The organism is Bacteroidales bacterium (assembly GCA_013314715.1).
Lineage (GTDB): Bacteria > Bacteroidota > Bacteroidia > Bacteroidales > GWA2-32-17 > Ch61.
Map to the genome: position 1 here is coordinate 18,727 of JABUFC010000005.1, position 24,819 is coordinate 43,545.

General features: G+C 33.5%; 24 protein-coding genes, 1 tRNA gene and 1 pseudogene. 14 read left to right on the forward strand and 12 right to left on the reverse strand.

Annotated features, from left to right (window positions below; translation table 11 throughout):
- The first annotated feature begins 31 nt into the window (after positions 1–31).
- Positions 32–1,461 (forward strand): annotated as a pseudogene (locus tag HPY79_01890) (MBOAT family protein).
- 35 nt (positions 1,462–1,496) lie between these two features.
- The gene (locus HPY79_01895; protein NSW44567.1) at positions 1,497–2,753 is read left to right on the forward strand and encodes a hypothetical protein; all 1,257 of its coding nucleotides are present in this window, start codon (positions 1,497–1,499) and stop codon (positions 2,751–2,753) included.
- On the opposite strand, the gene HPY79_01900 is transcribed toward HPY79_01895, so the two are convergent.
- Both HPY79_01900 and HPY79_01905 read right to left on the reverse strand, forming a co-directional pair.
- On the reverse strand, positions 2,728–3,705 hold the full coding sequence (locus HPY79_01900; protein NSW44568.1) for a methionyl-tRNA formyltransferase: 978 nt from the start codon (positions 3,703–3,705) through the stop codon (positions 2,728–2,730). The two genes, HPY79_01895 and HPY79_01900, sit on opposite strands and share 26 nt — an antisense overlap.
- An 18-nt stretch (positions 3,706–3,723) precedes the next feature.
- Positions 3,724–5,142: an AAA family ATPase gene (locus tag HPY79_01905; protein NSW44569.1), complete on the reverse strand. Its 1,419-nt coding sequence runs from the start codon at positions 5,140–5,142 to the stop codon at positions 3,724–3,726.
- A gap of 73 nt (positions 5,143–5,215) precedes the next feature.
- On the opposite strand from HPY79_01905, the gene HPY79_01910 reads away from it, so the two are divergent.
- The 8 genes from HPY79_01910 (at position 5,216) to HPY79_01945 (ending at position 11,356) form a co-directional block, all read left to right on the forward strand.
- Positions 5,216–5,770 (forward strand): hypothetical protein, encoded by a 555-nt coding sequence (locus tag HPY79_01910; GenBank protein ID NSW44570.1) that lies wholly within the window; start codon positions 5,216–5,218, stop codon positions 5,768–5,770.
- Positions 5,771–5,772: 2 nt separating this feature from the next.
- Positions 5,773–6,597 carry a DUF3822 family protein gene (locus tag HPY79_01915; protein NSW44571.1) on the forward strand — a complete coding sequence of 275 codons (825 nt, stop codon included), beginning with the start codon at positions 5,773–5,775 and terminating at the stop codon, positions 6,595–6,597.
- Position 6,598: 1 nt separating this feature from the next.
- Positions 6,599–7,153, forward strand: a complete 555-nt coding sequence (locus HPY79_01920) for an RsmD family RNA methyltransferase (protein ID NSW44572.1) — start codon at positions 6,599–6,601, stop codon at positions 7,151–7,153.
- Between the two features lie 36 nt (positions 7,154–7,189).
- Positions 7,190–7,266: transfer RNA gene (locus HPY79_01925), tRNA-Asp, on the forward strand.
- 30 nt (positions 7,267–7,296) lie between these two features.
- Positions 7,297–7,536 (forward strand): GIY-YIG nuclease family protein, encoded by a 240-nt coding sequence (locus HPY79_01930; GenBank protein NSW44573.1) that lies wholly within the window; start codon positions 7,297–7,299, stop codon positions 7,534–7,536.
- 105 nt (positions 7,537–7,641) lie between these two features.
- Positions 7,642–7,881 carry a GIY-YIG nuclease family protein gene (locus tag HPY79_01935; protein ID NSW44574.1) on the forward strand — a complete coding sequence of 80 codons (240 nt, stop codon included), beginning with the start codon at positions 7,642–7,644 and terminating at the stop codon, positions 7,879–7,881.
- A 175-nt stretch (positions 7,882–8,056) separates the two neighbouring features.
- Positions 8,057–10,276, forward strand: coding sequence for a T9SS type A sorting domain-containing protein (locus HPY79_01940; GenBank protein NSW44575.1), 2,220 nt, complete (start codon positions 8,057–8,059; stop codon positions 10,274–10,276).
- Between the two features lie 99 nt (positions 10,277–10,375).
- Positions 10,376–11,356, forward strand: a complete 981-nt coding sequence (locus HPY79_01945; GenBank protein ID NSW44576.1) for a D-glycero-beta-D-manno-heptose-7-phosphate kinase — start codon at positions 10,376–10,378, stop codon at positions 11,354–11,356.
- Here HPY79_01945 and HPY79_01950 read toward each other — a convergent pair.
- Both HPY79_01950 and HPY79_01955 read right to left on the reverse strand, forming a co-directional pair.
- A complete protein-coding gene (locus HPY79_01950) occupies positions 11,353–12,945 on the reverse strand; it encodes an AbgT family transporter (GenBank protein ID NSW44577.1) in 1,593 nt (530 codons plus the stop codon). The genes HPY79_01945 and HPY79_01950 overlap by 4 nt on opposite strands.
- A 113-nt stretch (positions 12,946–13,058) precedes the next feature.
- Entirely contained in the window at positions 13,059–14,138 is a 1,080-nt protein-coding gene (locus HPY79_01955; GenBank protein NSW44578.1) for a hypothetical protein, read from the reverse strand.
- A gap of 214 nt (positions 14,139–14,352) precedes the next feature.
- On the opposite strand from HPY79_01955, the gene HPY79_01960 reads away from it, so the two are divergent.
- A complete protein-coding gene (locus HPY79_01960; protein NSW44579.1) occupies positions 14,353–15,726 on the forward strand; it encodes an MATE family efflux transporter in 1,374 nt (457 codons plus the stop codon).
- A gap of 73 nt (positions 15,727–15,799) precedes the next feature.
- On the opposite strand, the gene serS is transcribed toward HPY79_01960, so the two are convergent.
- From serS to rplU, 3 genes are all read right to left on the reverse strand, one after another.
- On the reverse strand, positions 15,800–17,071 hold the full coding sequence (gene serS / locus HPY79_01965; protein ID NSW44580.1) for a serine--tRNA ligase: 1,272 nt from the start codon (positions 17,069–17,071) through the stop codon (positions 15,800–15,802).
- Positions 17,072–17,145: 74 nt separating this feature from the next.
- The gene (gene rpmA / locus HPY79_01970) at positions 17,146–17,409 is read right to left on the reverse strand and encodes a 50S ribosomal protein L27 (protein ID NSW44581.1); all 264 of its coding nucleotides are present in this window, start codon (positions 17,407–17,409) and stop codon (positions 17,146–17,148) included.
- Between the two features lie 11 nt (positions 17,410–17,420).
- Positions 17,421–17,732 (reverse strand): 50S ribosomal protein L21, encoded by a 312-nt coding sequence (rplU, locus tag HPY79_01975; GenBank protein ID NSW44582.1) that lies wholly within the window; start codon positions 17,730–17,732, stop codon positions 17,421–17,423.
- Positions 17,733–17,906: 174 nt separating this feature from the next.
- Between rplU and HPY79_01980 the strand changes: the two genes are divergently transcribed.
- The 3 genes from HPY79_01980 to HPY79_01990 all read left to right on the forward strand — a co-directional run bounded on the left by HPY79_01980 (position 17,907) and on the right by HPY79_01990 (position 20,723).
- The gene (locus HPY79_01980; GenBank protein ID NSW44583.1) at positions 17,907–18,497 is read left to right on the forward strand and encodes a bifunctional nuclease family protein; all 591 of its coding nucleotides are present in this window, start codon (positions 17,907–17,909) and stop codon (positions 18,495–18,497) included.
- 24 nt (positions 18,498–18,521) lie between these two features.
- Positions 18,522–19,784, forward strand: coding sequence for a nucleoside permease (locus HPY79_01985; GenBank protein ID NSW44584.1), 1,263 nt, complete (start codon positions 18,522–18,524; stop codon positions 19,782–19,784).
- A gap of 144 nt (positions 19,785–19,928) precedes the next feature.
- Complete coding sequence (locus HPY79_01990) at positions 19,929–20,723, forward strand: thymidylate synthase (GenBank protein NSW44585.1); 795 nt, start codon at positions 19,929–19,931, stop codon at positions 20,721–20,723.
- 88 nt (positions 20,724–20,811) lie between these two features.
- Here the strand turns inward: HPY79_01990 and HPY79_01995 are convergent, their stop codons facing one another.
- The 5 genes from HPY79_01995 to HPY79_02015 form a co-directional block, all read right to left on the reverse strand.
- Positions 20,812–20,991 (reverse strand): hypothetical protein, encoded by a 180-nt coding sequence (locus HPY79_01995; GenBank protein NSW44586.1) that lies wholly within the window; start codon positions 20,989–20,991, stop codon positions 20,812–20,814.
- A 137-nt stretch (positions 20,992–21,128) separates the two neighbouring features.
- On the reverse strand, positions 21,129–21,725 hold the full coding sequence (locus tag HPY79_02000; GenBank protein ID NSW44587.1) for a hypothetical protein: 597 nt from the start codon (positions 21,723–21,725) through the stop codon (positions 21,129–21,131).
- 14 nt (positions 21,726–21,739) lie between these two features.
- Complete coding sequence (locus tag HPY79_02005; GenBank protein ID NSW44588.1) at positions 21,740–22,615, reverse strand: hypothetical protein; 876 nt, start codon at positions 22,613–22,615, stop codon at positions 21,740–21,742.
- 96 nt (positions 22,616–22,711) lie between these two features.
- On the reverse strand, positions 22,712–24,487 hold the full coding sequence (locus tag HPY79_02010; GenBank protein ID NSW44589.1) for a (Fe-S)-binding protein: 1,776 nt from the start codon (positions 24,485–24,487) through the stop codon (positions 22,712–22,714).
- On the reverse strand, positions 24,484–24,819 hold the full coding sequence (locus tag HPY79_02015; GenBank protein NSW44590.1) for a 4Fe-4S dicluster domain-containing protein: 336 nt from the start codon (positions 24,817–24,819) through the stop codon (positions 24,484–24,486). Before HPY79_02015 ends, HPY79_02010 begins: the two co-directional genes overlap by 4 nt.

Genomic DNA, 24,819 nt, shown 5'->3' on the forward strand with positions numbered 1-24,819 from the left:
AAAATACTTAGCTTTGCTGCAAAATTAAAATATGGTTTTTAGCAGCATTGTTTTTTTGTTATATTTTCTACCTGCATTTTTACTTACATATTATTTGGTAGATAAGAAATACAAGAATATTGTAATCTTATTATTTAGCATTTTTTTTATAGTTGGGGTGCCTCACGCTTTATTTTTGTTATTTTAGGTACAACCTTCATTGACTTCCATTTAGTAAAGTGGATGTCGAGCTTGAATGATAAAACAAAACGGCGGTTGCTTCTTGCTTTTTCTGTTTCAATGAATCTCGGATTGCTTTTTTATTTTAAGTATTCCAATTTTTTTATTGAAAATGTAAATGCCTTGCTCGGACTTTTGGGTATTAATGCTATAAAATGGACAAAGCTTATTTTACCCATTGGAATTTCTTTTTATACATTTGAGACGATAACTTATGTGGTTGACGTATACAGAGGAGTACACAAACCGCTAAAAAATTTTTGGGACTACCAGTTATACATCATTTTGTTTCCGAAACTTATTTCAGGCCCCATTATTCGTTATCACGATTTAGCCGACCAGATTACCGACCGAAGTCAGAATGATACTTTAGATAACCGCTTGATAGGTTTTTATCGTTTTATATTAGGACTTTCGAAGAAAGTTCTTATAGCCAATCAAATGGGACAACAAGCCGATGCAATTTTTGCTTTAAATGTTCATGATTTAGGTACTGGTACTGCATGGGTAGGAATTCTATCTTATACTTTTCAAATATATTTCGATTTTTCTGGTTATTCTGATATGGCTATAGGTTTGGGTAAAATGATGGGTTTTGTATTTCCCGAAAACTTTAATAATCCCTATGTTTCGCAAAGTATTACAGAATTTTGGCGTAGGTGGCATATATCCTTGGGTAGTTGGATGCGCAATTATTTATACATTCCTTTAGGTGGCAATAGAGTAAAATCAAAATATCGCTTATATTTTAACTTGTGGTTTGTGTTTTTAGCATCAGGGTTGTGGCATGGAGCTTCGTGGAGTTTTGTTCTTTGGGGGGCATATCATGGTTTATTCTTAGTTTTAGAGCGAGCGTTTCTGTTGAAATTAACTGAAAATATTGGCAAAATTCCACGTGTGATTTTTACATTTTTTGTTGTTGTTATTGGTTGGGTCTTTTTTAGAATTGAAAATATATCGGAAGCTTTTGTTTTTTTGAAAAAGATGTTTGTCTTTAAAATGGATGGTTTAACTAATGTAAAACTGGATATTGAGTACTGGTTTTATTTCGTTTTAGCTATTGTACTTTCATTTTTTGTATTGGTTGATAAAGGTCAAAAAATACAAGATGAAGTTTATTTCAAGCCTTATACAACTAATAAGCACCATGTTATGTTTTCAACTGCTTTTATACTTTTTATTTTATGTATTTCATCTATAACAGCTTTTGGTTTTAATCCATTTATTTATTTTAGATTTTAAAAGTTATGAAGGCTCGCGTTATATATTTTAATTTGATGTTTGTAATACTATTGTTGCCTTATTTACAAACAGTATTACATTTTACTGAAGTAAAACCTTTGCAGGGAGCTGTTGTACTTAGTGAGGATACCGTATTTACATTTAAGGAATGGTTTTCGGGTCATTATCAAGAAAAAAAAGAAAAATATTTAAACGAAAATTTTGGTTTTCGAAACATTTTTGTTCGTTTAAATAATCAATTGGCATTTTGGATGTTTAATAAGCCCAAAGCTAATGGTATAGTTATAGGTAAAGAGAATTATTTATATGAGATGTCGTATATCGATGGATATACTGGCAGAACATTTATCGGCGAAAAAGCTTGGCGTGAAAGAATGGAAAAAATAAAATATATTCAAGATGCTTTGCAAGAAATGGGAAAAACCTTAATTTTAATATTAGCCCCTGGAAAAGCCTCGTTTTACCCAGAATATATTCCTCCAAAATTGTTAAAAGGTAAAGATACAACAAATTATGAATGTGCTATTAAATTAGCCAAAGAAATGAATATAAACTGCATCGATTTTAACGATTATTTTAATAAGAAAAAAGGAAAAACCGAATATCCTTTATATCCTCGCTTAGGAGTGCACTGGTCGTATTATGGTTATACCATTGCTTCCGATTCTATTATTAAGTATATTGAAAAGAAAAGAAACATACGAATGCCCCATTTGTATTGGAAAGAAGTAGAATTTGATTATCCAAGAGAAAAAGACGATGATGCAGCTGAAGCAATGAATTTATTATTTGAAATTCCAACTGAAAAATTAGCATACCCTAAAGTCCTATTTGAATCAGATTCAAATAAAACTAAGCCTAATGTTCTTGCTGTTTCTGATAGTTATTATTGGGGACCTTATAGTTTAAGTATTTCAAATGCATTCGGATTAAGTCATTTTTGGTTTTATTATAGAGAAGCTTATCCTGAAAGTTATACCACAAAAACTGACCCTACTACTTTTAATTTGAAAGACGAAATTGATAAGCACGATGTTTTTATTTTAATGGCAACAGAGGCAACATTGGACAAATTGGGTTGGAATTTTATTGAAAATGTTTACGATTTACTTAAAATATCTAAAAATAATCAATATGATATGAGTTTTTGGGATAAAGTAATAAAGATTAAAGATAAAATGAGATCAGACCAAAAATGGAAAGATTATTTGATTCAAAAAGCCAAAGAAAAAAACATTTCACTCGATTCTATGATGACCATTGATGCTATTTGGATGATTCAAAATCAATAATTTTCCAATCTTCAATATCCTTAAAGCCATTCAAAAAATCTTTTATCGTCATTCGTTTTTTGCCTTCGGGTTGGCATTCGTTTATCTGAAGTATGCCACCATCGGCTGTGATATAAAGATAATTTTTTTTATCTGTAATAATAGTTCCACATGGACTTTCGTGCTTACCATCAATTATTTCTGAACTGAATATTTTTAAATGTAAGGTTTTATTGTTTTTGAGGTTGATAAGTGTTGTGAATGCAGCTGGGTAAGGACTTAAGCCTCGTATTAAATTATGAATTTGTTCAATTTTTAACGACCAGTTTATTTTGCATAATTCGGGTGTAATTTTTGGAGCTGATTTTAATTCTTGTTCTTGAATTATAAAGCTACTTTGTTCAATGGGCTCAATCTCATTAAATTCAATTGATGGTAATGTTGAGATAAGCAATTGAGCCCCTTCCTGCATTAAAACATCATGGAGCATACCGGCATTATAGTGTGGCAAAATAGGAACTTCTTTAAAATTAATAATTTTTCCGCAGTCAATTTGTTCGTTAATAAAGAAAAGAGTTACGCCTGTAGTTTTTTCTCCGTTAATAATTGCCCAATTGATAGGTGCAGCACCTCTGTATTGTGGTAATAAAGAGGCGTGTATGTTGATTGTTCCTTTGGGAGGTATTGACCATACTTCTTTGGGTAACATGCGAAAGGCAACAACAACAAATAAATCGGCTTGGTATGATTTTAACGAAGCAATAAATGATTCGTCTTTTAACCGCTCAGGTTGTAATAAGGGTATTTGATGTTCAAGGGCAATTTGTTTAACTTCGCTTTGTTTAAGTTTTAGACCTCTTCCAGCTGGCTTGTCGGGAACAGTAACAACTGCAACGATTTGATGTTGGCTTTTTAATAATTCTTTTAATGTATAAGCCGCAAATTGCGGTGTCCCCATAAAAACAATCTTCATCTTTTTTTGGGAGCTAAGTTAACTTTTTTTGATATGGTTCGCAAACTTTTGAGGCAAGTCTATTATATACACTTTTTCGGTTGCCCGAGTTATTGCAGTATATAGCCATTTTAATTGTTCAATGCCAAATTCGGTATAGTTTAAAAATGAAAGGTCGATATAAACATGTTTCCATTGTCCACCTTGCGATTTGTGGGCGGTTATGGCATAAGCATATTTTATTTGTAAGGCATTAAAATACGGATTTTCGCGTATTAAAGTTAAGCGTTTTTTCTTTGATTTAACATCTTCGTAGTCGATGGCGATTTGCTGAAAAAGTGTTTCTTGTCTTTCACGCGATAGGTTTGCCTGCTCAGAGAACATGGTTTCTTCGAGCAATAAACACTCTATTTCGATACCCGGAGCTGAGCTAAGTTCGGCAAGTACTTTTTTGAATTTAAAGCCGTAAATTTCCTCATTGCGTAATATTTTGCGTACATAAATCATTTCGCCATTGGCAATAAAGTTAAAAGGAATATCTTTGGGTAAAGGCATGTAATTGTTTTTTACTACCATGAGTAATTCGCCATTGACCATTTCGTTTTCGTAATAAAATATTCTATTTCGAATGGCTTTGTTTACCTGTAAAGCTCGTTTATTTGAATAACAAAGTATTACGGTTTCGTCTAGGCCTACATGGTCATAAGAGGAGGCAATATACTCGAGCGAGTCTGCAGATGATAAAAAAATAAAGTCGTTTGAAGATGTATAAAAAATTGGCAATTGGTGTAGGTTTTCTTCAATTTTTTTACGAAGTAGCGTAGCATTTTGATAAATCAATGAGCTTTGTTGCTGTCGGACTACTTCTTGTAATTCGGCATAAATACAATTAAACCCTTTTTGTTTAAAGGTTTCTATTTGAAGTGCAGGATGATTGATAGAACCAACTGGAGGCAACTGAGCTGCGTCGCCAATAAAAACAAGCTTGTTTTTAGGGTGTTGAAATACAAATTCAAGTAGATCTTCTAATAAATATCCACTACCAAATATATTAAAATCGCTCCCTTCGTTCGAGATTAACGAAGATTCATCGATAAAAAATACACCTTCTTTTATGCTATTATAATTTAATACAAACCTAAAATCATCGGCCGATAATTGCCTATAAATAAATTTATGAATAGTATATGCGATTTGTTGACAATAATTGGATAAAACTTTTGCAGCTCTGCCCGTAGGTGCTAGCAATACAAAAGGATATTTTATGTTTAAAAAAGTTTTTGTAATAGATTTTATAAGAGTAGTTTTTCCAGTTCCTGCATATCCGTTAAGAATAAAAATATGTTGGTTGGGCGAAAAAATGAACTCTGCAAATAATTCTAAAGCTTTTTTTTGATCATTAGTTGGTTCATAATCAAGGTTTTTAAGGATTTCACTAAAAAAAAATTGATGAAGCATAAAAAAATAATTTTATTGAAATAACTTGTTCAAAAAAAAACTAACTTTGCCAGCAAAACTAAACTTTTTTTTCATGGTAAACAAAATTATTCAAGGAGTTTTAGTAGTAGCTATCGTGGTACTTTCTTATTTGATTTATGATAGCATCCGTAAACCTATTCGCTTTCAAGAAGAACGCGACAAAAGGTATGCAAAAATTATAGAACGATTAAAAGATATTCGAACTGCTGAATTAGGTTTTTATGAAAAATATGGACGTTACACTGCCAATTTTGATAGTCTTATTCAGTTTATTAAAACAGACTCTATGCCTATAGTAAAAGCTATTGGAACTGTACCCGATACACTTACAGAAGAACAAGCCATTAAAATGAAGTTGGTTTATCGTGATACCATTAACATAGCAATTAAAGATACTTTGTTCCCTAAAGGTTTTATTGCCGATTCATTAAAATATGTGCCTTTTTCGAATGGTTTAATTTTTAAGCTTCAAGCAGGTGAAATTGTTACAGGTTCAAAAATAAAAGTTAAAGTTTTTGAAGCTGCCGATCCGCAGCCATTCGATCCTACTTTTCAGTTGAAAGTTGGCAGTATGACGGAAGCTTCAACTTCTGGAAACTGGGAATAATTATGATGCAAAAACCTATTGTTTTGTCTGATGAAACTTTTCATCAGACTTTTTTTTCTTCATATAAAAGCTATGTTGTTATAGATAAATTTTATGTTAATGTTGCTCATTTAGATACTGTTCGAAAAAAATTTGTTTATTTTTCGTTACAACGCTCTGATGATGAAATTGATGCTCAAATGCTCTCAACAATCTTAGAACAACACTTTGTAACAGAGCATCAGCAGCAAATTAATTTTTACATGGTTACACCTCAGGTACATATTTTTCCTGAGTCATTTTTTAAAGAAGAAAATACTCAACATATATTTGACTTTGCAAATGGTAACGATTTACATAAGCAAATTGTATCACAAAAAGCACACTATAACACAATTGTACAATTTAATGTACCAGATTTATGCATAAATATTTTAAATTTTTCAAATAGTAATATTTATCATCATGCTCATTTATTATTAAATTTATCTGAGTGGATGATACGTAAATATAATTATAAGTCGTCGGTTTTTTTACACTTTCACGATTATTTATTTGAAGTAGTTGTAATTCAGAACAACCAACTAATTCTTTTTAATACTTACCATTTTCAACATACCGATGATATTCTTTATTATTTGCATTGGATGATTAAAAGCATTGAACTAGATATCAAACAAAATATTTTTGTTTTGTCGGGGTGGGTTGATAAAAAAGGTGAACTAATAAAAAAGATGAAAGAATTTGATTTTAGAATAGAATGGGCTAAATTTAATCCTCAATACATTTATAGCTATCGCTTTAATGAATTGCAATCGCATCAATTTGCAACTCTATTTTGTGTTTGATATGAGAATCATTAGTGGTAAATATAAAGGTCGAAAAATTATTCCTCCAGCAAATATGAAAGCACGTCCAACAACCGATTTTGCCAAGGAGGGTTTATTTGATATGTTAGCACATCGAATTGAATTAGAAGGCTTAAGTGTATTAGATTTATTCAGTGGAACGGGTTTTATAAGCTATGAGTTTGCATCGCGTGGTGCTTCATCGGTTACGGCTGTTGAAATAAATCCAATTCACATAACTTTTATTCGAAAAACAGCTAAGGAATTGCAAATGCCTTTATACGTAGTTGAAGCAGATGTATTTCGATACATTGAAAAAGTTCAAGCTTCGTTTGATATAATTTTTTGCGATCCACCTTTTGATTTAGACGGATTGGATCGTTTACCTAAGCTAATTTTTGAACATGAAATTTTAAGCGAAAGTGGTTTGCTCATTATAGAACATAGTAAAAAGAATGCTTTTGTTGATTATCCATATTTTTTACATCAACGAAGCTATGGTAAAGTTCAATTTAGTTTTTTTTCAAAAAATGCACAAAAATATTTTTTCAAATGAAAAAAAATGTTTACCTTTGCAGCTGCATTTTAACAGGGTGTGGTAGTTCAGCTGGTTAGAATGCCGGCCTGTCACGCCGGAGGTCGCGGGTTCGAGTCCCGTCCACACCGCCAACCGCTCAAAAAAAGGGCGGTTTTTTTTATATGTATTGGGTTTACATCATAGAAAATCCTGAAGGTCTTTACTATAAAGGCTACACTCAGAATGTTGAAAAACGTCTTTACGAGCATAATGCTGGCGAAAGTCGTTATACATCAGGCAAGGGACCTTGGAAATTAGTTTATAAGCGTTCATATTTGACTAAAACAGAAGCATTGAAAGAAGAACGTCGTTTAAAACGTTTAAATTCAAACTCGATAAAGAAGTTAATTGAACAAGATTAGCATGCCGGCCTGTCATCTCGTTGTTACACAACGAGACGGGTTCGATCTCGTTAAGATTAACGAGACACACCGCCAACCGCTCAAAAAAAGGGCGGTTTTTTTTATATGTATTGGGTTTACATCATAGAAAATCCTGAAGGTCTTTACTATAAAGGCTACACTCAGAATGTTGAAAAACGTCTTTACGAGCATAATGCTGGCGAAAGTCGTTATACATCAGGCAAGGGACCTTGGAAATTAGTTTATAAGCGTTCATATTTGACTAAAACAGAAGCATTGAAAGAAGAACGTCGTTTAAAACGTTTAAATTCAAACTCGATAAAGAAGTTAATTGAACAAGGTTAGCATGCCGGCCTGTTATCTCGTTGTTCACAATTTTTTTGTATAGATAGGGTTTAGCCTGCCTTAGTTTTGTGAAATTACCAACAAGATCGTAGTAGAAAATTCTTAGCAGTCGTAAAAAATTGAGAGGGAATTAATAAGCCTATCCAAAAAATTATTATATTTAAAGCAAAAAAAGATGAAATTACTGTTTTTCTCCTTTTTTATTTTTGCTTCCTTTTTTGCTTGGGGGCAAGTTTCGGTCGATTGTGATTTGACTTTAATTACTACCATTGAAAATTTTAATGTATATCGCCATAATCCATCGGGCGTTATTATGTATAAAGCCAAAATGTACATCGATGCTGATGGTAGTCCGCGTGCCTATGGTCCTAATAATAGTGGCTTAGATTGGACTGCCAATGCTGGATATCCAGGTAATTGGTGGGGAGTTGTTACCGATAGCAATGGTGATCCCATTATTCAAGGACCTGGCGATCCATATCCTGGAATGTATGTCTCTACCACTTCGTTGGTTAATTCAGCTTATTCAGTAACTAATCCATTACGCTATACTAATTCTGAAACAGTGCCATACTATGTTTTGCCATCGGCTTTGGTTTCATTGGGAGGAATTCGTATTGGTGATGTTGCTTATGTTTATAATACACAAACCGGTCAAGGATGCTTTGCCATATATGCTGACACCGGACCAGCTGGAAAATTAGGCGAAGGTTCTATTTATCTGGCACAGCAAATTGGAATAAACTCCGACCCTCGAACAGGTGGAACCAGTTTAGGAATTATCGATTATATTGTGTTTCCTATGTCTGGATATGGGCAGGGAACCATACCGTCTATTGCTCAGATTGATAGTATTGGAGCTTTAAAAATTGCAGCCATTGGAGGCACCGGAATTACTCAATGCTTAGAACCTATGCCGGCAGACCATACATCGCCAACTACGCAAATTAATATGGCTTCGCAATGGGTTACAAGCGATTTTGTGGCTCAGTTTTCCGACTCGGATAATGTTGGAGGAAGTGGAATAGAAAAACGATTTTATAATGTGTCCGATTTTCATAGCAACGAATGGAGAGCCAATTATTTGCATGGCTTTTTCTGCGATAATTTTAATCAAAATACGATTCACCCCGACTGGACTATTGTAAGTGGTACATGGACCATCAATACCAATAATAAATTACAACAATCGAACGAAGCCTTGTCTAATACCAATATTTATGCTCCTTTGACACAAAATTTATCAAACCGTTATTTGTATCACTTTAAAGCCACTATGGGTGGTACAGGAACTTCTCGAAGAGCTGGATTCCATTTTTTTGCCGATCAACCCGATTCATCGAATAGAGGGAATTCATATTTTGTTTGGTTTCGTTTAGATGACGATAAAATTCAAATCTATAAAGTTGTGAATAATTCATGGGGTTCAAGTCCTGTTAAGGATACTGCTTATAATTTTACCGCTAACCAAGAATTCGATGTAAAAATAATATATGATAGAATTACTGGGCTTATTCGGGTTTATATAAATAATGTGCTTTCAGCTCAGTGGGTGGATACTACACCCATACAAAATGGTAGTTATGTCTCTTTTAGGAGTGCCAATTGTAATTATCAAATTGATGATTTTGATGTTTATCGGTCGCGATACCCTACAGCAAATATTAGCATTGGTAGCGGGAATATGAATGATATTCGTTACCAGAATGATTCTCCAGCAATGCCTTCGGGGCGAATAAAATCTGTTGTATCTGATAATGCCGGCAATCTTAGCAATATTGTTGAGCAATTGGTAAATGTAGATTGGACACCACCTACTTCGGTAATAGTGAGCGATGGTGTATCGAATGATATTGATACTATAAGCAATATGATAATTCAAGCGAATTGGTTACCTTCCAATGATTCCAATTCGGGAATAGAACGTTATGAAATAGCCATAGGTACAACTCCCTTCGGTAATGATGTGCTCGATTGGACGGATAATTTACATAATTTATCGGTCAGTGTTAATACATTAACATTAAGTATTGGACAAACCTATTATGTGATCGTGAGAGCAAAAAACAATGCAGGCTTGTATGCTGAGATATCATCTTCAGATGGGCAAATTTATTTAACTTCTCAGCAAATTCAACATTTGGATTTGAATGGCATAGAGGTATATCCCAATCCATGTAATGATAAGTTGCATATTTCGCTTAATCCTTCAACCGTAAGTCAGGCGAATGTTTTAATTATCGATGCACAAGGCCAAATATTAAGGATTATACCATGGCAAATGCAACAATCATTTGCTGAAGTTCAAATATCCGATTTGAATGAAGGAACTTATTTTATTTGGTTCGTTTCGAAAGAATCTTATTATGTTAAGAAGCTTAGAATTAAACATTAATATAACAACCATAATTTTGTAACATTTTTAGCTAATTCTAATTTTGTCGCCATCGAATTCCGAAATCTTCATGTATATTTGCAATGAATTATCATTATTATGGGCAACATAAATCATGTTATTGAATCGTTTAAAAATCTATCTGTGCTTGTTATTGGCGATGTTATGATAGATGAATATATGTGGGGTAAGGTAGAACGTATTTCACCCGAAGCTCCTATTCCCATTGTGGCTATTGAGCGTAGAGAAGAGCGTTTAGGAGGAGCCGCCAACGTTGCATTAAACATAAAAAGCCTTGGTGCTAAACCTATTATAATAAGCATTATCGGAAATGATGCACGTGCTGACCGTTTTAAACAGCTATGTCGTAACGAAAAAATGGAAACCATTGGCTTAGTAGAAAGTAAGTTGCGTCCGACTACTACCAAAACCCGAGTAATAGGGCATAATCAGCATCTGTTGAGAGTAGATGAAGAAATAACAACTCCATTATCGCACGATGAAGAAAAATTATTCATCGATAAAATAAACGAACTATTTTCATCGCAAAAGATTGATGCTGTTGTATTTGAAGATTATGATAAAGGCTGTATTACTAAAAAAGTTATTGATGCTGTAACCAAAAAAGCTCAGCAATTGGCAATTCCTGTTACAGTTGATCCCAAGCATCGTAATTTTATGATCTATAAAGGTGTGGACCTGTTTAAGCCCAATTTAAAAGAGCTTGCGATAGGTCTGAAAACAGATATTCACAAAGATAATTTAATGCAACAACTGCCTGTATTATGTCAAGAATTTATGCAACGTCAGCATCATAAAGCTATGATGGTAACCCTTTCGGAGTTGGGCATGTTTATTATGAATGAGCAGGAGCAACACCATATTCCAACGCGAGTTCGCGATTTAGCCGATGTGTCTGGAGCGGGCGATACGGTTATAGCTACGGCTACCTTGTGTTTAGCTAAGGGAATGACGCTTTTCGATATTGCCAACATCGCTAATATTGCTGCTGGTGTTGTTTGCGAGCGAGTGGGAGTAGTACCTATCGAAAAAGAAGAGTTGCTTAAAAGATTGGCTTAAAATCCGTTGAAACTCCAATACATAGGGGGTAACAACAAAAACCATCCAATTAAAATTAACAAAAGAATAAAAGGCAATATCCACTTAAACCAAATGGTATATGGAATTTTTGCCATAGAAAGTGCACCCAGCAATACGCCACTTGTTGGGGTTATCATATTAGTAAAACCATCGCCAAACTGAAATGCCAATACGGTGAGCTGCCTCGATATACCAATTAAATCAGAAAATTGTGCCATAATGGGCATGGTAAGAGCTGCTTTTGCAGAACCTGAGGGTATTATAATATTTAATCCATTCTGAAACAGATACATCATACTTACAGAGCCTATTTCTCCAGTATTTTTAAGCGACTGGGCTATATGATACAAAATGGTATCGATTATTTTGCCATCGTTGAGTAAAACAATAATGCCACCGGCTAATCCTACTACCAGAGCTGCCGATAAAATATCTTTGGCACCATCGAGAAATTGTTTTACGGTTTCGTTGGCAGAGTAACCAAATACTATAGCTGTTGTAATGCCTAAGCCTAAAAATAACGAAGCTATTTCTTTAATGTACCATTCGTAGCCAAGTACGCCAAGAATTAAAATAAAAATGGTAGTAATGAGCAAATTTAAAATAAAGTATCGCAACGATTTGCGGATAGCCCAGAATGAAGAAATGCTAAAATAAGCTGTAATTATGGCTATGAAATTAAACGAAAGCAAAGAATTACCTATTTGTATGGTAGTTTTAGAAAACGAAAACGATAAATAAATGCCTGTCAATACGAGCAAAATATAAACAATCCATGATTTAGCAGTAGCTCTAAGGTGGCTAATATCCATAGAGGCACTGTGATTGTTTCTCCAGCTCTTGTCTAATTCGTACATGGGTGAGCGTTGGGGATTCTTTTTTATCCGATGGGCATACCAAAGCACAAAAGCAATGGCTATACTGTTAATTATAAGCCAGCAAATAAAACGATATTCGATGCCGGAAAAAAGCGGGAGTTGTGCAATACCTTGAGCAATACCAATGGTAAATGGGTTCATCATGGCAGCTGCAAAACCTACATGGGCGGCTAAGTATGTCATAGAAATGCCCACAATTGAATCATAACCCATAGAAATAGCCAAGGGGACAAAAATTACGATAAAAGCAATGGTTTCTTCGCTCATTCCAAAAACAGCCCCGAACAGACTGAATATAAGCATGATAAATACAATAGCTACATTGTCCGAACCAAGGATGCGAATCATTTTAAGCTGATTTGCCGCATGAATTTTTTTGACCAATGCCTGAATACCAACATCTATAGATTGTGTGGAGTTGATAACCCAAAAAGTGCCACCAATGATTAAAATAAAGACAATAATACCTGCCTGATTGACAAAACCCTGAAAAAATGCTCCGAAGATTTCCCAAATCTGTGGTTGGTTAGGAACATACTTAAAACTTTGAGCGTCAATAACTACTCGTTCGTGTCCATTGGCAACGATGGTTTTTCGCTCGAATTCACCTCCCGGGATAATCCAAGTAAGCGCAGCTACTGCAACAATAATAGCAAAAACGATAACATAGGTATGTGGAAAATGCTTCATAATTCAGATTTTGTTTTGCAAAAATAGTAAAATAAAAGTAAAACGGTATTTATAGAAATATAAAGCTTGTATTTAAAAGCAAGTGTTTTGTAGTAAAAAAAGGAATATATTTATTATTGTTTACTTATAGCCAGTGCTTCGTTAATGCTAATTTTTTTACCATTGTTGTAAGCAACAACAAAGCATTGTAAGCCTTTTTGTTTTACGACCGAGGTATATTTATTAGCTTCTTTCAGTGTTTGAAATTTACCCACCGAATATTTATACATATTATCGATTATTAATACATCTACGGGTTGGTCAAATTGATATTTGTCGTAATATCCATTGGGTAATGGTTTGGGCGATGCTCCCAATTGTACTGTGTAATAAAAGCCCGATGGTGTTGATACCGAAGTGGGAGTTGTTGTTTTGGTAGTGGTTTTATGGGTATTGACCGGTGGTAGTTCGGTTACATTTTGTTTTTCAGTTTTTACAGGTTCTGCAGTGTTTTTTATGGGCTCAACTACAGGTTTGGGTTCGACTTGTGTTTGAACGGGGGTTTTATTTTCAGCAACTTGCGTTTTTATAGGCTCATCTTTTACGTTGGTTCTTACAATAGGCTTTGGTTTCGGTGCTGTATTAGTATCGGGTATAGTATTTGAAGGGGGTGTAGTTTTGGGAACTTCGGTCATGGTGATGTTGCTGCTTTGAACGGTTGCAGGGGCATTAGAGCCCGGTTCGTATGGCGGAATGCTTTTAATCCTTGAAATTACGTTGCTATTCGTTGTAAAATCGCGTTGTTCAACACTTACGTATTTAATTCCAGTTTCGCTCAAAAACGAAACATTACCATTGATGTTAACAGCTTCGTTTAAAGCAGTGGGTGAGGTTATTTCGTATTTAACAATGAAAAGTTCGCTTTTAGGAAGTACCGACCAAACAAAAAGAACAGAATTTTCTGCAACAGCATTAGTGCTGCCATAACCTTCTTTTACTTTGCATTGAAAACCGGTTGGAAATTTTTCTTTAATTTTTAGAGTTTTTTCGCGTTCAAGTCCGGCAGTATTTACTAATAGGGTAACATTAATTATATTGTTTTGTTTGTCAATTTGGCGATAGCAAAATACTTTCTGCAGATCGATATCTGTTTCTTGAGCTTTTAATAATAAAACAAATGAAAACATCCATAAAAACAAAAATACTTTTTTCATAAAATCTCACTAACTTGGTTTCTTAAGCAAAGATAGAATAAATTTGAATATAAAAAAATTAATTATTAAAAAAATTAGTAACTAGAATTGTTTAATAACTTTTTACTTTGGAAAAATATATATAGTTTAAATATTTGATAAGATTTTAAACAATTGTGTATTTTTAAGCATATAAAGCATGAAATAATTCTGATATTTTTATCAATTTTGCTGAATGAAAGATATGACTGTAGGAAAAGAATCCAAACTCATTTTGCAGTTTGCGATTCCTATGCTTTTAGGTAATGTTTTTCAGCAATTATATAATGTTGTTGATAGCATTATTGTTGGTCAATTTATAGGAAAGGCGGCCTTAGCGGCTGTAGGTGTTACCATGCCTTTAATTTTTACACTGATATCGTTAATAGTTGGTTTATCTATAGGTTTCAATGTTATTATTGCCCAATATTTTGGAGCTAAAGATTACAAGAATGTGCAACGAACCGTCGATACGATGAATATTATTTTATTTGCTTCATCTGCTCTATTTACCATTGTGGGTTTATGGGTGATGGATGATGTATTGACGTTGATAAAAACACCCGCTGAAATTCATGTTCAAGCCATTCATTACCTGCGTATTTATTTATTGGGATTGGTTTTCTTTTTTGGTTATAATGGTAATGCAGCCATATACAGAGGGATGGGCGATTCAAAAACTCCTTTATATTTTATAATATTTTCTACTATTATAAATATAGGGTTAGATTTATTGTTTGTAGCTGTTTTTAAATGGGGAATAGAGGGGGCAGCATGGGCCACCATTATTTCTCAGGCTTTGGCATTTTTTGCTTCGATTATTTATATCAATAAATTTCATAATTTTTTGAAATTTAAAATTTGGAGGCTCCAGTTTGATAAGTATATTTTTAAGAAATCGCTGCAAATAGGTTTACCGACTGCTTTACAGCAATCTTTTGTAGCTCTTGGAATGGTGGCTTTATTGAGTGTGGTAAATCTTTTCGGAACCGATGTGGTGGCGGCTTATTCTATTGCAACCCGTATTGAGTCGTTTATTGCTTTACCTGCCATGAATTTTGCTGCTGCACTTTCTACGTTTGTAGGGCAAAATATAGGTGCACAAAAGATTGATAGAGTTAAAAGCGGTTATTTTGCAACATTAAAAATGACATTAATTATTACTATTGTTTCTACCTTGCTTATATTAATATTTTCGTATCCTTTAACTCGTTTATTCACGAACGATTTATCGGTCATAAATATTAGTCGTGGGTATTTAAATATTGTATCCTTTTTCTTTATTTTTTTTACAACGATGTTTGTAAATAATGGAGTATTGAGAGGTGCAGGAGATACATTAATACCGATGTTCATAACTTTGTTTTCGTTATGGATTGTTCGTATTCCGTTAGCTTATTTATTATCTAAAACATACAATTTTATAGGTATTTGGTGGGCAATTCCCATAGCTTGGTTTTTTGGCATGACACTTTCGTATATATATTATAGAACAGGTCGATGGAAAAGCAAGTCGGTAGTTAAAAAATATGTACCTACCGATGAGGTTGATGTAATTGCTGAACCATAAATATTTTTAATGCCAAGTTGAATTATTCAATTGACTTAGTTTTTAGAATACGGACAATCGTTGTCAATTATTTTTAATCAATCGTGGTAAAACCTGTATAAGGAATTAAGGCTTCAGGAATGAGGATACCATTTGGGGTTTGATAGTTTTCTAAAATAGCAGCTAAAATTCGTGGGAGTGCTAAGGCACTTCCATTAAGTGTATGACATAAAACGTTTTTCTTGGTTTGGCTATCTTTATAACGTAGTTTGAGTCGATTGGCCTGAAATGATTCAAAATTTGATACGGAGCTTACTTCGAGCCAGCGTTGTTGAGCCATACTAAAAACTTCAAAATCGTAAGTGAGGGCAGAAGTAAAACTCATATCGCCACCACATAATTTAACAATACGATAGGGGAGTCCGAGTAATGCAACCAAATTTTCTACGTGTTTTACCATTTGTTCTAATTGCTCATATGAACGTTCGGGGTGTTCAATGACTACAATCTCTACTTTATCGAATTGGTGCAGTCGGTTAAGACCACGCACGTCTTTGCCATAGGAACCCGCTTCGCGGCGGAAACACGGAGTATAAGCAGTATATTTAATGGGTAAATCGTTTTCATTTACAATAACATCTCTAAAAATATTGGTAACTGGAACTTCAGCTGTTGGTACTAAAAAGAAATTATCGAGTGTAATGTGATACATTTGACCTTCTTTATCGGGCAACTGGCCAGTACCAAATCCTGAAGCTTCGTTAACTATAAAAGGAGGAATAACTTCGTTGAATCCTGTTTCGATAGCTTTATCTAGAAAAAAGCTTATTAGTGCTCGTTGTAGTTTGGCACCTTTGCCTTTATAAACAGGAAAGCCGGCACCTGTAATTTTATTGCCAAGTTCAAAGTCGATAATATCGTATTTTTTTGCTAAATCCCAGTGTGGTAAGCCATTATTTGCAGTAGCAGATGGACCACCGCTTCGTACAATAACATTATCTTCAGCTGTTTTGCCGAGTGGTACTGTTGGGTGAGGCATATTGGGGAGGGTTACAATTAATTGATCTATTTGCTCTTCTATTTGTTGGTATTTTTGTTGCAATTCTTGAGCTTTTATTTTGAGCGTATTGGTTTGTAACTTTGCCTCTTCGGCTTTTTCTTTTAAGCCTTGTTTTATATAATTTCCAATTTCTTTTGCTATGCGATTAAGTTCGGCTTGAGTGTCGTCGGCATCTTTTTGGTTTTTACGACGTTGTGAATCGAGCTCAATAATTTTTTCAATAGTTTCGGTGGCATCGATATTTTTAATTTTTAGACGCTCAATAACTTCATTTTTTTGCTCTAAAATGGTTTTTAACTGTATCATAATTTTTTGTAAAAAAAAACTCCTTAGTTATCTAGCAAGATAAGCTAAGGAGTGAATTTATTAATCTTAATAACTTATTGAATATTAACAGGCTCAACGGAAACGTATGATTTGTTGTCTTTTTTTCTTTTGAAAACAACTTTACCATCGACCAATGCAAAAAGTGTATGGTCTTTTCCCATTCCTACGTTAAGGCTGGGATAATGTACGGTTCCGCGTTGACGTACGATAATATTGCCTGCTTTAGCAAATTGTCCGCCATATATTTTAACACCTAATCGCTTACTGTGCGATTCGCGACCATTGGTTGAACTACCTGCTCCTTTCTTATGTGCCATAATTCTTTATTTTAGAGTTGAATATTTTCGATTTCTATTTGCGAGAAGAATTGACGATGCCCGTTTAATTTACGATAACCATTACGTCTTTTCTTTTTAAATACTAAAACTTTATCGCCTTTTAAATGTTTAATAATTCTAGCAGAAATTTTAGCTCCATTTATGTAGGGAGCACCTACCGTTATTTTTCCGTCGTTATCGGCTAATAATATTTTAGAAAATTCAACTGAAGCGCCTTCTTCGGCACTCAAACGGTGTACGAAAAATTTCTTTCCTTTTTCAACTTTAAATTGCTGTCCAGCAATATCTACAATAGCATACATGATGATATCAAATAGGTTTTGTTTTGGACTGCAAAGATATAAAGTTTTTTTCAATCTTCAACTCTTTTTTATGAAAAAAATAATTAACGACAATTTTTTTATAAAAAAATGTACGAAAGCTTATTTATACGAAATGATTTTCTTATTTTTGTTCAAAAGTAATGGTACGAATAAATGAAGAAGATTAAGTTAAACGTAGTTGGTTTATCATATAGCGAAACTCATTCGGGGGCTTATGCTTTAGTGTTGCAAGAAGAAAATGGAAGTAGGCGAATACCCATTATTATAGGTTCGTTCGAAGCACAAGCCATAGCTATTCAATTAGAAAAATTAAAACCACCACGTCCTCTTACTCATGATTTATTTGTAATGTTTGCTTCGGCATTTAAGGTTGATTTGCTTGAGGTTAATATATATAAATTAGAAGAAGGTATTTTTTATTCGAATTTGATTTTGCAAAAAGACGATGAACAAGTTGAGATAGATAGCCGTACCTCTGATGCTATTGCGTTGGCACTTCGTTTTGAATGTCCCATATATACAACTCAAGATATTTTAGATAAAGCTGGCATTTTACTTACATTTGAAGAAGAAAAAGATGAAGAAAATCAGATTGCCGAGAATGATAATAATAGACCATCGTTTTATTCAAAATATACCATTGATGAGTTAGAAGAAATGCTTAATAAGGCTATTGAAAATGAAGAATACGAAAAAGCATCGTCTATTAGAGATGAGTTAGCACGTCGTAAGAAAGATTTTTAATTAATAGAATTTAAATAAAGTTATATGAGTCTAAAATTTAGATTAATTGTGATGAATTTTCTCCAATTTTTTGTTTGGGGTGCTTGGCTTATTACTATTGCAAATTATTGGTTTGGAACTAAACAATGGGGGAGCGAAGAATTTGGTGCCGTATTTTTAACATTGGGTATTGCTTCACTTTTTATGCCCACTCTTACGGGTATTATTGCCGATAAATGGATGAATGCTGAAAAATTATATGGCATACTTCATCTTTTGAGCGGGGCTACTGTTTTTTGTTTTCCACTTATTAACGATCCATCTACTTTTTTTTGGTTTATGCTGTTGGCTATGTGTTTTTATATGCCTACTATTGCACTTACCAATACGGTTGGATACAATGCTTTAAAAACTCATGGTTACGATGTAGTAAAAGATTTTCCACCCATTCGTGTATTTGGAACTATTGGTTTTATTGTTGCTATGTGGATTACTAACCTTACGGGAAACAAAGCTACTGAGATACAATTTTATATTTCGGCATTTGCTTCTTTTGTATTGGGTATATATTCTTTTACTTTACCTAAATGTCCTCCACAATTAAAATCTTCGGGAAGTTCTTCGTTGGTTAAGCTTTTAGGGTTAGACGCATTTAAGTTATTTGCTAATTACAAAATGGCTTTGTTTTTTATTTTTTCGATGCTTTTGGGTGCTTCGTTGCAATTAACTAATATGTATGGCGATGTGTTTTTAGATGAATTTAAAAATCTACCACAGTATGCCGATTCGTTTGTGGTTCGTTATTCTACGATTATCATGTCTATTTCGCAAATGTCCGAAACGCTTTTCATTCTTACTATTCCATTTTTCTTGCGAAAATTTGGCATTAAAAAAGTTATGCTTATGAGCATGTTTGCTTGGGTACTACGTTTTGGTTTGTTTGGGTATGGAAATCCTGAAGATGGTTTATGGATGATAATTTTATCATGTATTATATATGGTATGGCATTCGACTTTTTTAATATATCGGGAGCATTATTTGTTGAAACCCAATGCGACTCGTCTATTAGAGCAAGTGCACAAGGTTTATTTATGATGATGACCAATGGTTTTGGTACCATGATTGGTGCTTTAACAAGTGGTATTATTATTAAAAAATTCTTTATTCTTCCTAATGGTTTTAGAGACTGGCATCATATATGGATTACTTTTGCCTTATATGCTTTAGTGGTTGCTCTTTTGTTTGCTCTTTTATTTAAACATAAACATAATCCTAATGATCCTAAGTTACAAAATATAGCTCATTGATTATTTATTGAAAATTAATAGAGATGAAGATTCTTAATGCTAAATTGTTAATTGTTAGTTTTTTCATACTTATGATTTTGTTAGGCTTAGAGCGAATCTTTACAACACTTGTAAAAATAGTTTGAAAATTAAAACATTAATAAAATGAAGCCATACTTAGATTTACTTCAGCATGTACTCGATCATGGCACCTTAAAGAGCGATAGAACCGGTGTTGGAACAAAGAGTATTTTTGGATATCAGATGCGATTTGACTTACAAAAAGGTTTTCCTTTGGTAACTACTAAAAAAGTACATTTAAAATCGATTATTTATGAATTGTTATGGTTCTTAAATGGTGATACTAATATTAATTATTTAAAAGATAATGGTGTAAGTATTTGGGATGAGTGGGCCGATATGAATGGTAATTTAGGACCAGTGTATGGGCATCAATGGCGAAAATGGGAATCGAACGATGGTAAAATAATCGATCAAATTTCGGAAGTGGTTGAATCTATTAAGCATAATCCCGACTCACGTCGTCATATTGTGAGTGCATGGAATGTGGGCGATTTGGATAAAATGGCATTACCTCCCTGCCATATCTTGTTCCAATTTTATGTTGCAGATGGAAAACTTTCGTGCCAAATGTATCAGCGTAGTGGCGATTTGTTTTTAGGTGTTCCTTTTAATATAGCTTCGTATTCGTTATTAACTATGATGATGGCACAGGTTTGTAATTTACAACCTGGTGAATTTATTCACACTTTAGGCGATGCACATATATATACTTTTCATTTTGATCAAGTAAGAACACAAATACAACGAGAACCACGTCCATTACCCATTATGAAAATAAATCCTCATGTAAAAAATATTTTCTCTTTTAAATATACCGACTTTACGCTCGAAGGTTACGATCCTCATCCTCCTATCAAAGGACCAGTGGCAGTATAGTAACAGAAAAGCCCTGTTTTCAGGGCTTTTCGCCATTTTGCAGCATTGCAAAAAGGAACTAATTTAAAACTTATATGCTATGAAAAAACTAGTTCAATCGTTCGGCTTTACTCGATTGGGCTATGTCGTAATGAGGAAATATTTTATAAATAATAGAGTTATCTTCGTTATATATATTGCTAACAAGTACATATAATACGGGACGTTTAAAGTTTGAATAACGTTTTACGACTTTTACCGTAGGTTCTTTTTTTGTGTGTTGGTTCATGACTGTAATTTTTAGCAAAGTTACAGCCTAAAACCATTTAGTATAAAAAAATTTGATTAAAAGTTAAATAGTGTTGATGAAGATATAAAACTTATCTATTTTTTAGATGAACATGAATTTTGAATAGATAAATGAAATTAAAAACTTGACTTTTCACTGGGTTTATTAGATACTAAAACTCCTACGCAACCTTTTCCGCTACATTTTTCAGAAGCAGTAACATAAACAATAAGTTCCATGGTAGATGCTGCAGTAAATTCAAAAGAAGTAGAAGGGCGATAACGTTTCATTTCTATTTCGTCTTGATATTTCGATATTTCGAGCTTTAAATTATTGATGTTAGCATCGATTTCGATTTTCTTTTTACCACCTTTGATTTTTACTTTTTGATTTTCGAGTGATATTAGAAATTGTTTTTTTTGCTCAATTGTTTTGAGCAGTTCTTCATCGATCCCAGTAGAGAAATAAACTTTGCCTGTATTATCAGTAACTTTTATACTAACTTCGTTCATTATTTGCGATGAAACAAGAAATGAAATTTTATAATCTTTACCTTCGTTGCATATAATATTTAATTTTGACGATTTGCCAGCGAAAAAAACTGCACTTTTCGATTGAATATCATATTTCCATGGATAACGAATGCCGCTTCTTTGAACCGTTAAAAAATCACTGCAATTTTGCCCCAAACTAAAGATGGGAACGAAAAGTAATAAATATGCTAATTTTTTCATAGTTGTCAGTTTTTTTAAGCTTGTTTAATAATTTCGTTTCTTATTTTTTCAATAGTTTGTTTTAATTGCAAATATGTTTCGTTATCAATTTTGTATATAGTTTTAGCTCCAATAATAATTTTTGTAGTATCTTGTGATATGTTTTTATCTTCTTCGGTAGTGGCACTAATTTTATCCATTAAATTTTTAATAGATAATAGATCGTTTTTAATATTTTGTGTTGTGCTTTGATCTTTAAGTGATTCTATCATTCCAATAAGATTTTGTAAAACTATTTTTTGTGAAGCGATACGTTGTATAATTGGATTTTTTTCATCGTATTTGTTAACCAGTTGAAATGCAATGTACATGCTTTCAATCCAACCACCCGTGCTAATTAATGCAAGTGTTATGCCATCGTCGTTTTGTTGCAAGTGGTCAATAACGTTGTAAAAAGAATTGTTGGTAATGGCACTGATAGAGTCTACATTGGTAATATTGTTTTCGAGACGGTCAAAAGTAGATTTTTCTATAGCATTGGTTATTCCAATTTGATCGCTCATGCTTTTTATTTTGCTAAAATAGCGAACGGTTTCCTGAAATTTACTAAAGGTAGCTAAATAAGCCATATCGGCTGCATATACACCCAGGTTTAATTTTTGTTTGATGGGATCAATAAAATTTGTTTTTTCGGGAGCTGTTATATTGGCTTTAAACGAGGCTTTTGAATTTTTTAATAATGATATAAACTCATCGGGTGAGGGTACCTGATAAATAATTTCTGATTTTATATTTTCGCTACTATCAATAAGGGTATCTGAATTATCAATAGTTTTTGTGTCGTTATTATTACCACACGAAGTAAACAATAACGAAACCCAAATTCCAATAAATAGAATCGATTTATTCATGATAGTTAATTTTAAATTATATGCAAACTTACATTATTTTTTGAAAATGTCAAAAAATGATTTGTTTTTGATAATAAATAATAAATGTGTATTCGTTTATTGCATTAAAGCTTTATCTATAATCTCAGCCAAATCGATTACCGGTTTTTCGGCTACTTTTTGAAATGTTTTCTTACATAATGGACAAGAGGTGATAAGCATTTCCGAATGGTTGGTCATTATTTTATCGTAAGCATCTTGTGCAACTTGAACTTTGTCTTTTTCTTGAAAATAAAAATTTCCCAGACTCCCGCCACAACAAAGCGAATGCTCTTTTTGATAGGCAGTTTCTTGTAAGGTAATAACCTGATTTAATATATGGCGTGGAGCATCGTAAACGTGTGAGCCTCTTCCTAAATCGCAAGGATCGTGGTAAGAAGCTTTTATAGGTTGAGCATTGAGTTTAAGCTTGCCTTGCTTCGACCATAAATCAAATAATTGCGAATGATGCATAACTTTAATCGCTAGTTGATATTCTTCGTTGAAAACTTTGTAACAGATTGGGCACGAAGTTACTAATATTTCGGCTCCTGAAGCAGCAATGATTTCCTTGTTTTTTTGCATAAGTATTTTGGCATCTTCAATTTTGCCCGATAGCTGAAGTGGACGTCCACAACAGATGCTTCCGTCTTCGTCAATAAAAGTAAAAGGGGTATGGGTTTTCTCAAAAATAGAAACCATTGCTTTTTTTATGGATGGTGTAAGATGACTCATGCAACCTGCAAAATAAGCTATTTGAGTTTTAGGAAGTTCTGTTGTAACTTGTCTCAGGTAATCGTATTGTTGATGTTTATGATTAAGTTTTTCGTTTCGCTTAGCTACTTTTATGTTTAAAATATTGATATTGACGGGGCATGCTTCTTCGCATCTTCCGCAAATAAGACAATCGTATAAGGCAGGTTTGAGGACTTTTTCATGTCGAATTTTTTGAAAAAGATAAGCGGGTATCATATTTTGGCGACCTAAAACATCTTGAATCTGACAAGCATCGATACATATACCACAGCTTGAACAGGCATTGATTTCTAATTGAGAGAATCCGGTAATTTTGTTTTTTGTATAAATGCCGGCTTGCCTAAGTGCAATTAAAACTATTTCGGTGGGAATGTGCATGTAACGACTGAAAGGAAGAAAAGCAAAAAATAAAAATAAATCGATGGAATACATCCACCATAGGGGATACATTATCTTTTCTAACGGAAGAAGGTTTGCTAAAAAACTGCCAACATGGTTGGTCATAAAACCACCGTTAGCATATATGCCTGCTGTAGAACTTTCGGCTAAAAGGCGTAAGGGAAAAATAAGCCAAAGACTATATAATGCAATTTTATCGGTCCAATAAAGACGGGTTGTTTTTTTCATGCCCATAAGGCGTGAATAAAGGCGTTTGGTTAAAGCCAACAATAAACCTGAGAGAATGTACAACAAGATGGCGTCCATGATGAAAGTAAAAAAAGCATGATGCTCTAAAACCGATGGGTCTCTGTGGAAAAAGCGAAAGAAAATAGGCTCGTATAAGTGGTTAGCATGGCGACTGTTGGCAAATTCTACTTCGATGGCACCAAACACAATTAGCAAAAACCATCCGAAAGCAAAACTGCTGTGCATGTAGCCAAGTATTATATTTTTCTTGAAAATTCTAACATGCAAAAGAGCTTCGCGGAAGACTTCCCAAACAAATGCGAATATTTTTGTAGAAAAAAACGATTTTCTTATTTTTTTTCGTTCTTCTTTAGGCAATGATAATATCCATCGAACATATTTTAGGGTTAAAAATAAAATTAGTCCGACTAAACCAACTGCAAAAGGAACAACAAACCAATCGAATTTCATAACTGCGAACTTTGAAGGAATGACAATATTTGTAAAATTACACCGCGAGTATTAACGTTTTTGGGGCAAACAAGTTGACATTTACCGCAAAGCATACATTGCGTAATTTCTTTGGCAATGTAAACTTTTTCGCCTCGTCGAATGCTCAGCATGATTTTATGAAAGTCGAGCGATGAAAAAGCACCTGCCGAACATGTAGCTGTACAAGCACCACAGGCTATGCAAAGCGATACCGAAGGTTCAACACGCATAAGATAATAGAATAAAGCACGGTCGTTTTGATCGTATTCAATTACTCGGCTTTTGTTAACGCTAAATCCAAAATTTTTCAT